A 12,609-nucleotide genomic window follows, 5' to 3' on the forward strand; every position below is an offset into this window, starting at 1 on the left:
AACACTTATTTTGAAGAGGTTTGAACTGAAAATTTATCAATCTGCACAGGTACAATAAAAGGATTAGAATAGGTTTTCATCCTTACAAAACCTTTATCGTTTTTCGCACTGAAACGAATTAATGCATCCGCAAAATCATCAAAGTCATAATACTTTCTGAGTTCCCTTATCTCATCCTCATTATTTAGATGTGCTATAAACCAATTCTGAGTATTTTTTAATATGTTTGAACTGATTGAACTTACTTCCTGTGTAGCGTAAATCATTCCCAGATTTAATTTGGCCCCTTCTTTGGCAATCCTATTATATATCTGACTTAAATCTTTATCGTCTTTTTTGGGAAATAAATTATGAGCTTCTTCAAAGTAGAATTGGATAAAATTATTAGGATGATTACTAATGAATCTATTCATAGAATGGTTAAATATTTTTTGACATAGAATCTCAGAGTACAGTTCTTGTATCTTAGGGTTTCCTTGCGACAAGTCAATAATAATAATTTTACCTTCCCTTAGTTTTTCAATGATCTCTTCTTCAAATGCCTTTACTCCTGTATTTGTGTGTTGCTCTACAATACCTCGTAATTTCTGATAACCACTCACATTCACGGCTCCTCCGGGAGTTCTTTTTCTAGTTAAAAACACAAGGAGTGCTTTTAAATCTTCATCAGCCCACTCTCTGCCTTTTTTTGATCTATAATCGGAAAAATGTTTATGAGAATTGTAATTCTCCCATATTGTCGTAAACCAATTCACGGCTTCATCAAAGGAAATACCATTATCAGGCTTTAAACTTCCATCGCTTTTCACCAACTTGTTTAGTTCATCATTGCCTGAGAATTTTATAGTCGCCATGTCGGTTGGCAGTGAGAATTTAGCAGCGTGAAGGCAACATAAGTATGCTGCTATTTTTCGTTCCCATCTTATATAAGCACTTTTATCCGATTTATCAGGTTCAGTTAAATCTATTGCCAAAAGACTTTTTACATAATCTCCATTCTCATCATAAAGAAAGCTTTTAACTAATTCAAATCCAGACTGAATTTGTTTAAAGAAGTTTACTTTCAGCACAGTAAATCCTTTCTTTTTTAAAACACTATACTTTGTTACATCATCATTATATCGGTCAGAAATAGCGTTTCCATCTTGTAAGTTAGCATTTGCATACTCCCCATTAATATCAAAAATTATTTGTCCCACAGGAAATTTTGGTGCACCGCTGTCCTCAAAACTTTTTAAAAACTCTTCCACATTCTCAGTCGAAACATCAGCTAGTTTTTTAGTCGCCTTTGAAGATATTTGTACAGTTGCCTCTATAACCTTTTTAACAGTGTTAGACTTACCTGTTCTTGTCATTCCGAAAAGAGCAGTCCTTTTTCCAAGGAGATCAGCTGGGTGAATATAAACTTCTGCCTTGTCTTCTTCATTTTTGCTTTGAAATCTGAGACTTGAACTATACCGTACATGTCCAATAGAAAATTCATTATCGTTACCAGGAATAATGTCTGGAGAATCTCTCTGGTTAACAATATATCCTAAGACATCTTTATTGACTTTATATACACTGTAATGATGAGCGGAATAAAAATTCTCCAAGTCCGCACCAAATTCTACATTTTTCCCATTCGTATAGAATGTTCCCAGCACACGACATTCCAACCCTGAAAAACTAAACTCATAACGCGTAAAATCATCTAGTTTAGAACTTTTTCCGGAAGTAGGTAAATTGTCTTTGTAGTATTCGATCATAGAACTTATCATAGCACTATCTGTCGGTAATCTAGCTGGAGCCAAGGCTCTTAGAAGAATTGCTTCTTCAACAGTTTCTTCATTATCATAAAATGCAAGTAAAAAAGTTCCTTGTGCGATTCCTTTTACTCTTTCCTTATCATCATCACATACAAGAATATCAGCTTTATTATAATCAAGTGAAAAAGGATGTCCTACAAAAAGTTCTGGCTGTTTTCCTTGTTTTAAAGGATTTACAGATGCAAGTTGTTTTATTCTATCTGTTGTTTTCATACTTTCATTTTTTTGAGAGATGATTTTAGTGATGGATCACTGAAGCGAACACGAGCCTGCTCTATATAATCTTCCTTAACTTCAAAGGATACCCATTTACGGTTTAGTTTTTCAGCACAATATCCAGTTGTATTGCTTCCTGAAAATGGATCTAGTACCAAATCTCCTTCATCTGTTAAAAACTGAATAAAGAAATTTACCAACCCACCAGACATACGGGCTGGGTGTGGTGTTATGCCATTTTCTCTACAAGTTTTTAGAAAATAATCATTAGAATTTGTATTAGAAAAACTTAATACACTATGTGGTAGCCTAACCTCTCTTTTTTCATCCAAAGCTTCCATTTCAAAAAAATTATGAGCGATACTCCCTCCATTATCCTTTAAAAATCCTTTCTCGCTAATTTGATGTTCCGATGGGCGCTTACCTGAATTATAAGATTGACGCTTCAATAATTGCTGCATACTCTTACTATAAGGCCGTAGTACTTTACTATTGTCTGCCTTTGGGAAATCATTCTTCGCAATCCACCATACGTGGGTATAGCTATCCACTGTTCTTAATCTATTCACGGTTACCCATTGAGCTGGCGAAGGAAGTTTAGAAGGGTTATAACATATAAATTCTTGAATTAATCTTAGATTTGCTTCAGGATGTTTAACCATTCCTAAAAGGCACTCTAAATGCAATAGAGATTGAACTGGTCTTTCTGGTTCCCATGCATTTCCAATTTCAATAACTAGTGAACCATCATCAGTCAGAAGATCAGAAAATATTGGAGCTAATTTTGTAAACCAATCCTTATATTCTTCTCCTTTTTCATTCCCATAATGTTTTTTATTATTTAGAGGAAATGGAGGTGAAGTTACTATGAGGTTTACTTTTCCTTTTAATTCTTCTCTCAGTACCGTGCTCAAAAGTTCTATTGAATTCCCTTCAATGATTTTACCTTTATCTGTTTGATATTTGATGTTAATCATTTCAATATTTTTATATTAATCGCTTTATACCAATAGAAAAAAGCTTCCGGATTGGTCTTTTTTAATTTGTTTAGTTTATTGTAGGCTTGGTCTTCAATCAACCAATCCTTAATTTCCAATGGATTTTTAAACCGTTCAATTTCCTGATTTTCTTTATTAAGCAATGAAGTCAGATAGGCAACTTTAGCTGACACTGTTATAGCTTCTTCTATCGAAAAACGGTCAATAATGAAATTCGTGAAGTTCTTAATGCCCAATTGCAAATGTTTGAACTCATCAGACTTCATATTCCTTTCTGCCAATGTATAACAAGCTTGCCAAGTGTCTTTTAGGACATCGTCAGCATTCATATTTAAATTTCGATAGCCAATTTCTTCCTGTACTACTCTCGAATAACTTTCCTTTACTACGTTGAGGTCTGATACTTGGTCAAACAAGAAACCTATATCATACAACTGTTTAATGATTTCAACAGGACGATTCTTTGAATACAATATTCCTGTGGTTTTTGGAGCGAAAGCCGTTAATTTATCTCCCAGAATAGCCTCAAACGTTGGTAACACAACGGTGGTTTCTTTTCCTGATGTGGCTAACCAACTATGATTTATTGGGTATTCTTTTGTTTCAGGATACGGATTAGGTGTGTACAATAAATCCAATAGTATGGGTTCTTCGTTACCATCTACTATGCTTTTGTAAAATATTTTAAAATGTCCAATGGGTGCATCGGGAGTATGCTTTCGGTTATTATCATCCTCCCAACGGATAAACATTTCTAATTGGCTAATCTTCTCTAAAACCTCCTTAATTTTATCCTCTGGTTCTTCTGTAATGATGTCAATGTCTATCGAAAACCGTTTAGGTGTTTCAGTGGCTAAAAGTAGAGCTGTTCCCCCTTTAAATACAAAATTTAGATTATTCAATTGCAGTTGTTCCAATAGTGTCAAAGCGAATATTACCTTTTCAAGCAGTTTTGGGTCAATGCGTTTTCCCAACTTATTGCGCAAGTCGGTAATCCATTCTATTGTATATGATTTTATATCTATCATAAATTGTATAATATTGGCGTAAATAAATTTATTTTGCCGAACTTATATTTAAAATCTCGTTGATTTCTGGCTCTCTATTTCTTCTCGCAGCGTATCTACGCATTTTCAATTCGTTTAACGTATATTTCTCCATAACAGTCCGCATTATAAATTCCATTTCATTTTGTTGCGCCGAAAAAAGTTCGGTATCAATCAACATATCCACTAATAGTTTTTCCAATGCAGGAATAACAATTTTCTCTTTTTCTAATAAAGGAGCTTCCGACACCATATTCTTCACAATAAGGACTCCATCTTGATGATGAATATAGCGGTCAAATATTTCTTCATCAGGATTAAAGAAAACGTTTTTATGAATTTCGGCTAAAAATGTAAAAACAGACTCGATTGCATCTTTTTCTACCTCAAAAACCACATAATGTTTAAATGGTTGATGACGCATAAAATCATTCAACCAAGCTGTATCCCAAATACAAAACGAGATATAAGGAAATTCGCGCTTTACCTTATTAAACATTCTTTTTAAACTAATTGAAATATTAGGTTGAAAAGGAGTGTGACTATCCATTTCATAAATCCCTCTCGAAGGAGCGTTTACAATTCCCCTTTTTTTTAGCTTTGACAGGTACATATTAATAGTATTATCAGTCCAATCGGGAAAATCTTTCTTGATTGCCCCAACAAGTTTCTGCTTGGAAAGTCTTTCATTTCCTTTGAAATAGCGATTAATATGTTTTTCTAATGCTTCTGCCAAAATCTTTTTTATTGTAAATGTAACACAAAATAATATAAGTTCGGCACAAATATCATATTTTGTCAAAGCTGTATTTCAATTACGATTATTTTTTATGGGTTTTTAAATCTTTTTTTTGGCGTGAATTAATTTTGAGTTGATGGGGGAACTGGTTCAAGAAGAACTGGAAACCTTAAAATAACGAAAGACGACTGGCTTAATTTGCTTGAATTAAGCTTGTTTTTTGGACAGTGTCATAAAAAAACGCTAATAACAGGATTCAAAAATCGGTTATAAGCGTTTTTAGTTTTTTTATCCCAAGTGTTTTTGATTGACACGTTTTATGAGATCCTGCCGGATAAATATTTCCACTTGGCTTATCTTTTCTAAAATATCCTGGATTTTATCCTTTGTTTCTTCTGTAATTAGGAGTTTTTGGATACCCGCGTGACGCTGGCAGCAGCGGAGGAATTGCTTCGGATGTTTTTTGGTGGAATTTAATTTGGATCATTCTCAAAAGTTGTGTGTGAATTAAAAAAAACTTCCGATTTTTGCAAAAAAAAGAGATACTGTGGACAACTATGTAGAGTTACTTAAATTGATATTACCCGAATTCTTAGTAGAGCATTTTGATTTGGTAAAAACCACCAAGCAAGCAGAAATTATGCATCTTTATTTTGAAGAGCGCAATGTTGTTCCCATAGAGCATCAGGACCTTATCTTGGTTGCTCACGGTTTCCACAACGAAACCACCATACAAGACTTTCCCTTGCGAGGAAACAGTGTTTATCTTCACGTGAAACGCCGAAGATGGCTTGAGAAGGAATCTCGCAAATTAGTGCAAAGAGACTGGGAATTAGTAGCTAAGGGAACTCGTATGACAACAGAGTTCGCTTCTTTTTTAAAAGAAATTAATCGATACTAAGACCAGTGACTGTCGTACCATTGGTGGTTTCTTTGGTGTGGATGGCAAAAAACTACAGCGACAATACAAAGAATCCTTAAGTGACTTTCGTAATTGGAGTGTAAAGGATCACGCAAAAGAATGGCTTATATATCCCGAGAACATAGGTCCTTATCTTTCTATAGACGAAACAGCATTGTCTAAGGGGGAATTATACACAATCATAACCAATAAAAGAGCTAAAGGAAAAAAGGGAAGCTTAGTAGCCATATTTTCAGGAACTAAGGTTGAACCTATTGTAGAGAAACTACTTACTATCAGCTCAAAAATTAGAAGAAAAGTACGCGAAGTAACCTTAGATATGGCTAGTTCTATGAAAAACATTGTAAGCAAGAGTTTTTCTAACGCCATACAAGTAACTGATCGTTTTCATGTACAAAAATTAGCCATAGAAGCCTTACAAGACATTCGTATTCAGGAACGCTGGAAAGCGTTGGATAACGAGAATCAAGCTATTAAAGAGGCCAGGAAAGCAAATATAGCGTACGTTGCTCAAGAGTTTGAGAACGGAGACACTCCAAAACAACTCCTAATAAGAAGTAGATATTTGCTATGCATGGATAGCGATAAATGGACTGAAAATCAAAAAACTAGATCCAAAATTATCTTTAGAGAATTTCCTGTCATAAAACAAGCTTACAATCTTGTACAAGGACTGCGAAACATTTATAATACAACAACAGTAAAAGAAGTCGCTTACACTAAACTAGCACATTGGTATAATAAAATCGAAAACAGTAATCTCAAAACATTTAATACGGTAGTCAATACCATACAGCTAAACTATCAATCTATTTTAAACTATTTTGACAACAGAAGTACCAATGCTTCTGCAGAATCCTTTAATGCCAAAATCAAAGCTTTTAGAACTCAGTTTAGAGGCGTAAGAGATATAGAATTCTTCTTATATAGATTAGTCACTATTTTTGCATAAACACAACATTTAGGATTGATCCTTTAATTTGATACGCGCTCGCGCCAGCATCTTGCTGGTGCGCATTTTTTCAACAGCTGCACAATTTTTAATTCCGACAGAGATTGGTCTTCATCCAAAAGCAGATTCTTCGACTTTACTACAATCGAAAGCGAATCATCGAATCATCGAATCCGCTTTTTTTCGTCTTAATCTCGGATATAACCAGAAAAAAACCACTCTGAAAAGAGTGGTTGCTTAGTAGCGGGAACAGGACTCGAACCTGTGACCTTCGGGTTATGAGCCCGACGAGCTGCCTACTGCTCTATCCCGCGATGTTTGAGGTGCAAATATAATGCAATTTTTTGAATTATCAAAATTTATTTTTAGATGTGAATCTGAAGGGCTTTTTGATAATGGACATCCTTTTTTAACAAGGAGTAACTTAGTAGCGGGAACAGGACTCGAACCTGTGACCTTCGGGTTATGAGCCCGACGAGCTGCCTACTGCTCTATCCCGCGATTTTGTAGTGCAAATGTACAACGTTTTTTGTATTAAAAAAGAATTTAAAGCTCTTTATTTTTTATTTTCTCTATTTGATTGATATAGCTACCTTTGTCAACGAAAAAAAATATCACATGACACATAAAGCAGGCTTTGTAAATATAATCGGGAATCCGAACGTCGGAAAATCCACTCTAATGAATGCCTTTGTAGGAGAGCGTTTGTCTATTATCACCTCCAAAGCACAAACCACGAGACATCGAATTCTAGGCATTGTTAACGGAGATGATTTTCAAATCATGTTTTCGGATACGCCAGGAATCATTAAGCCCGCTTATGACTTACAGAAATCCATGATGGATTTTGTAAAGTCGGCTTTTGAAGATGCCGACATCTTACTCTATATGCTAGAGATCGGTGAAAAGGAACTCAAAGACGAAGCTTTCTTTAAGCGAATTACCAATTCGACCATACCGGTATTGCTGTTGCTCAACAAAATTGACCTCTCCAATCAAGAGGAATTGGTCGAACAAGTAGCGCTTTGGCAAGAGAAAGTTCCCAATGCGGAAATCTTTCCCATTTCGGCCTTAGAAAAGTTTAACGTAACCGAGGTCTTCGAGCGCATTATTGAACTGCTGCCGGAATCGCCGGCTTATTATCCCAAGGATACTTTGACCGACAAGCCCGAGCGCTTTTTTGTAAACGAGATCATTCGCGAGAAGATATTGATGTGTTACGACAAGGAAATTCCCTATTCGGTCGAAATCGAAACAGAGGAGTTTTTGGAAGATGAAGAGATTATTCGCATCCGCGCTTTGATCATGGTAGAACGCGACAGTCAGAAGGGAATTATCATTGGACACAAAGGAGCGGCCATTAAAAAAGTGGGAATTATGGCCAGAGAGCAATTGGAAAAGTTTTTTGGCAAGCAGGTTCACATCGAATTGTTCGTAAAAGTGAATAAGGATTGGAGAAACAGCGCCTTTCAATTGCGCCGTTTTGGATACAATCAAAAATAGCAAAAGCGCTACTTTTTTCGATTTAATACAGAATAATGAGGTTTATTCACAATTGAAAAATAAAAAGAATCAAAATCTCGCATCGAAATAGTACCTTTGCAAAATATTTATAGGAGTTATGAACAATATAGTAGCCATAGTTGGGAGACCAAATGTAGGAAAATCCACCTTTTTTAATCGATTGATTCAAAGAAGAGAAGCCATTGTGGATTCGGTGAGTGGAGTTACACGTGATAGAAATTACGGCAAAAGTGAATGGAACGGAAAAGAATTTTCCGTAATTGATACCGGAGGATATATAAAGGGATCGGATGATGTTTTTGAAGCGGAAATCAGACGCCAAGTAGAATTAGCGATTGACGAGGCCGATGCGATTATCTTTATGGTAGATGTGGAAGAGGGGATTACTCCTATGGATGCAGAAGTGGCCAAGTTGCTTAGAAAAGTGACCAAACCCATTTTCCTCGCAGTAAATAAAGTAGATAACGGACAAAGAGAAAAAGACGCTTACGAATTCTATAACCTGGGATTGGGAGAATATTTTACCATTGCTGGTATGACCGGTAGCGGTACGGGAGATTTATTGGATGCCTTGGTGATTGCTTTGCCAGATAGTCCGATTGTCGAGGAAGTAGAGCTGCCTAGATTTGCCGTTGTGGGAAGACCTAATGCCGGAAAATCGAGTTTTATCAACGCCTTAATCGGTGAAGATAGATATATAGTTACCGATATTGCAGGCACTACAAGAGATGCTATCGATACCAAATACAACCGTTTTGGCTTTGAGTTTAACTTGGTCGATACCGCTGGTATCCGACGTAAAGCCAAGGTAAAAGAAGATTTGGAGTTCTATTCGGTAATGCGCTCGGTTCGAGCTATCGAACACAGTGATGTGTGTATATTGATCGTCGATGCCACCCGTGGTTTTGAAGGTCAGGATCAAAGTATTTTCTGGTTGGCAGAGAAGAACAGAAAGGGAATCGTTATTTTGATTAACAAGTGGGATTTGGTAGAAAAAGAAACGATGACCACCGTTCAATTTGAAAGGGATATCCGCGAGAAAATCGCACCTTTTACCGATGTGCCGATTATCTTTACGTCGACCATAACCAAACAGCGTTTGCTAAAAGCTTTGGAAACGGCAGTAGCGGTTTACGAAACGCGTAAGAGAAGAATAGCGACTTCGAAGTTTAACGAAACGATGTTGCCGATTATTGAGCAAACACCGCCGCCTGCATTAAAGGGGAAGTACGTAAAAATCAAGTATTGTATGCAGCTGCCAACAGCGACACCACAGTTCGTATTTTTTGCCAACCTACCACAATATGTAAAGGATCCGTACAAGCGATTCATCGAAAACAAACTGCGCGAAATCTACGATTTCAACGGCGTTCCCATTGACTTGTATTTCAGACAGAAATAATTTTTATATAAATAAAAAAATGCGGTTATTGTTTATCCAAACAAACCGCATTTTTTTTTGCTCCAAAATGAAACAAACCATACTATTTCTAGCGCTGCTGTTAACGGGTTTTGCACACGCACAGAGCACTATAGCATTAAAGGGAAATGTAGTTGATGAAAATAAAAAACCCGTGGAGTCCGCCACGGTATTTTTGTCCGTCCTCAAGGACTCTACCTTGGTCGATTATACGATCACCAATGGTAAAGGCGATTTTAATCTCAAGGTTAAAAAGCAAAACAAGCCTGTTTTTCTCAAGGTTTCCATGTTGGGCTATTCGGATTTTGTTCAGCATTATCCCGAGTTGATCGGTGATTTTGACCTGTCTGAAATTCAGGTAAAAACCGTGACCACCAATTTGGACGAACTGGTAATCGTGACGGATATTCCACCTATACGCATCAAAAAGGATACGGTCGAATTCAATGCGGCCTCCTTTAAAGTGCGTCCCGATGCCAATGTGGAAGAGCTCTTAAAACAATTGCCGGGGGTGGAGATCGATGCCGACAAAAAAATCACGGTCAACGGCAAGGAGGTCAATCAGATTTTGGTCAACGGCAAGCCTTTTTTCGATGAAGACGGGAAAATCGCCTTGCAAAACCTGCCGTCAGAGCTGATTAATAAGGTGCAGATTTCCGATACTAAAACCAAAAAAGAAGAGTTTACCAAAAGGGCCTCGAGTTCCAATAATGTCAGCATCAATTTAACGATAGATGAAGACAAGAACAAGGGGTTTTTCGGAAAGTTTATGGGCGGATATGGATCGGATAAACGCTATGAAAGCAGTGCCATAGCCAATTATTTTAAGGGCAAGCAAAAAATAAGCGTGCTGGCTTCTTCAAACAACATCAATGCCAGTGGTTTTTCCATGGATGAAGTGTTTGACAATATGGGAGGCGGCCGCGGCAGAAGCGGTAGTTATGGCGGCGGTGGCGGTTCCGGCGGCGGTATTACCCAGTCCAATATGGTGGGTATTAACTACGCCGATGAGTTTATTGAGGATTTGAGCACCGCGGGTAGTTATTTTTTTAATTCCAGCGATAGCGAAAACAAAAATCGCGCTACCCGAATCAATTTACTGCCTTCAGGCGAGTTTACCACTTTTTCAAATTCCCAGTCCAAACAAAGCAGTGAAACCCATAACGGAAATTTTTCTGTAGAGTATAAAATCGATTCCACAGCGACGATTTTCGTGTCGCCCAAGCTGTCTAAGTCTCACCGTACCTCGCGGTTTACCTCAGATGAATACGCCGTCGATCAAGATGGAAGTCGCTTAAATGAGAACCGTTTACAGAGTTTCAACACCGCTAACGGTGTCAATTTTTCCAATCAGATTCGGTATTCGAAAAATTTCGGCAAGCAGGGGCAGTATTTTACCGTGGCCCTGAGCAATCAGAACAGCAACGACGAGGGGCAAAACAGTACCGATTCGGAGACCGTTTTTTTTCAAGATCCCAGTAAAAACGATTTTAGAAAACAGTTTAACACCACCCGTTCCACTTCCGACAATTACAGTCTTGAATTCGAATACTCTCAGCCCATAGTAGATTCTTTGGCTGTGGAGTTTCATTTGGCTTACGATTGGAAAAACAGCGTTCAAGACGACCGCGTTTTCGATTTTAACGACAGTACCCAAGGTTATGACGAACTCAATACCGATTTGACGAATTATTACCAAACCCAAACCCGGGTAGTAAAACCAACAACGGCAATTCGAATTTCAAAATCGAAATTTAATTTGAACTTGGCGCCTGGACTGACCATTACACAATTCGACGTCAATGCGGTTTATCAAACCAACGATATTGCTTTTTCCAAGGAATACGTACTGCCTGCGATGACGGCGTATATGAATTATCAATTCAATAAGAAGCAGTCTTTTTGGGGTTCGTACCAATACAATACGCAGCTGCAACAAGCTCGGGCAGTTTTGGATTACGAAGACCGCACGAATCCCTTGAATACCATTATCGGAAATCCGGATTTGAGCCCCAATAAATTCCATTCGACATTTTTGAGCTTTAGAAATTACGATTTTGCGAGTCGATCGGGATACAGCGTTTATGGAGGGGGGAATTATTTCGACAATCAGGCGGTGACCTCCTCGGTTTATGACGAAAACCGAATGCGTACCACCACCTATAAAGAATTGTCGGGAGCCTATTCCTATTGGATTGGGGGAAACTGGAGCAAATCGCACACTATAGACGAGCACAAGTTGCGCTATGGCGTGGATATGCGTTACACCTATGGAAACAGTAAGGGCTTTACCGATGGCGAACAGTACAGGGCAAAGTCTAGCGGATTGTCGCCAAGAATTTATTTCAATTGGGATTACGGCGATTTGATTTCGATTATGCCGTCGTACAGTTATACATCCAATACGACCGACTACGAGAACTATGCCGTTAAGGCTGCAACCAATTTCTCGCACCGTCTCCAACTGCAGGCCACTGCGTATTGGCCGGAAAACTGGGTGTTTGGCAATGATTTTGGCTATACCTACAATTCGAACATCGCCCCTGGATTTAAACGGGATTTTTATTTGTGGAACACCAGCTTGTCCTATGCTTTTTTCGACAAGCAATTTACGGCCAAGGTTAAGGTATACGACTTGTTAAATCAAAATATAAGCACGACGAGAACCATCGATCCTACGTCGATAATCGATGCGGAAAACACCGTGTTAAAACGGTATGTCATGTTTTCGCTGACTTATAAAATCGATCAGTTCGGCGGTAAAAAAACGACTAATGAGCGACCTAAAAGAGGAAATTCGGGAAGAATACGTATTAAAAGTTTTTAGATATTTCGGATTTTTAATTAATTGATAAGCGCATAGAAAGGCCTTTGTGAGTATTCTTATGAATATTTACAAAGGTTTTTTTATGTATTAAAAATCGATTAATATTGTTAAAAGTATTTTTTTTTAACAATTTTAACTTGGTTAAATAGAATTTCGG

Annotated in this window: 9 protein-coding genes and 2 tRNA genes; 5 read left to right on the forward strand and 6 right to left on the reverse strand. The window is 37.5% G+C overall.

The features are described 5' to 3' along the window. Window positions 1–5: 5 nt before the first annotated feature. From ACQZ43_RS06075 to ACQZ43_RS06090, 4 genes are read right to left on the reverse strand one after another with little or no spacing between them, the layout of a single operon-like run. A complete protein-coding gene (locus tag ACQZ43_RS06075) occupies window positions 6–2,021 on the reverse strand; it encodes an ATP-binding protein (protein ID WP_430615068.1) in 2,016 nt (671 codons plus the stop codon). Continuing rightward, entirely contained in the window at window positions 2,018–3,001 is a 984-nt protein-coding gene (locus tag ACQZ43_RS06080) for a DNA-methyltransferase (protein ID WP_430615069.1), read from the reverse strand. The genes ACQZ43_RS06075 and ACQZ43_RS06080 overlap by 4 nt, the downstream gene beginning before the upstream one ends. Then, window positions 2,998–4,050, reverse strand: coding sequence for a nucleotidyl transferase AbiEii/AbiGii toxin family protein (locus tag ACQZ43_RS06085; protein ID WP_430615070.1), 1,053 nt, complete (start codon window positions 4,048–4,050; stop codon window positions 2,998–3,000). The genes ACQZ43_RS06080 and ACQZ43_RS06085 overlap by 4 nt, the downstream gene beginning before the upstream one ends. A gap of 28 nt (window positions 4,051–4,078) precedes the next feature. Then, entirely contained in the window at window positions 4,079–4,804 is a 726-nt protein-coding gene (locus ACQZ43_RS06090) for a DUF6577 family protein (protein WP_430615071.1), read from the reverse strand. A gap of 550 nt (window positions 4,805–5,354) precedes the next feature. Here ACQZ43_RS06090 and ACQZ43_RS06095 point away from each other — a divergent pair. Beyond that, window positions 5,355–5,708, forward strand: coding sequence for an ISAon1 family transposase N-terminal region protein (locus ACQZ43_RS06095; protein WP_430611753.1), 354 nt, complete (start codon window positions 5,355–5,357; stop codon window positions 5,706–5,708). Between the two features lie 37 nt (window positions 5,709–5,745). Beyond that, window positions 5,746–6,681, forward strand: a complete 936-nt coding sequence (locus ACQZ43_RS06100; RefSeq protein WP_430611751.1) for an ISAon1 family transposase — start codon at window positions 5,746–5,748, stop codon at window positions 6,679–6,681. 241 nt (window positions 6,682–6,922) lie between these two features. Here ACQZ43_RS06100 and ACQZ43_RS06105 read toward each other — a convergent pair. Further along, window positions 6,923–6,995 (reverse strand) — tRNA-Met (locus tag ACQZ43_RS06105). A gap of 114 nt (window positions 6,996–7,109) precedes the next feature. Next, window positions 7,110–7,182, reverse strand: a tRNA-Met gene (locus ACQZ43_RS06110). Between the two features lie 117 nt (window positions 7,183–7,299). Between ACQZ43_RS06110 and era the strand changes: the two genes are divergently transcribed. The 3 genes from era to ACQZ43_RS06125 all read left to right on the forward strand — a co-directional run bounded on the left by era (window position 7,300) and on the right by ACQZ43_RS06125 (window position 12,452). Then, entirely contained in the window at window positions 7,300–8,184 is an 885-nt protein-coding gene (gene era, locus ACQZ43_RS06115) for a GTPase Era (RefSeq protein ID WP_430615072.1), read from the forward strand. Window positions 8,185–8,302: 118 nt separating this feature from the next. Continuing rightward, window positions 8,303–9,607 (forward strand): ribosome biogenesis GTPase Der, encoded by a 1,305-nt coding sequence (gene der, locus ACQZ43_RS06120; protein WP_430615073.1) that lies wholly within the window; start codon window positions 8,303–8,305, stop codon window positions 9,605–9,607. 67 nt (window positions 9,608–9,674) lie between these two features. Then, window positions 9,675–12,452: an outer membrane beta-barrel protein gene (locus tag ACQZ43_RS06125; RefSeq protein WP_430615074.1), complete on the forward strand. Its 2,778-nt coding sequence runs from the start codon at window positions 9,675–9,677 to the stop codon at window positions 12,450–12,452. Window positions 12,453–12,609: the final 157 nt, after the last annotated feature.

This window comes from Flavobacterium sp. JP2137 (genome assembly GCF_050562195.1).
Taxonomy (GTDB): Bacteria; Bacteroidota; Bacteroidia; order Flavobacteriales; family Flavobacteriaceae; genus Flavobacterium.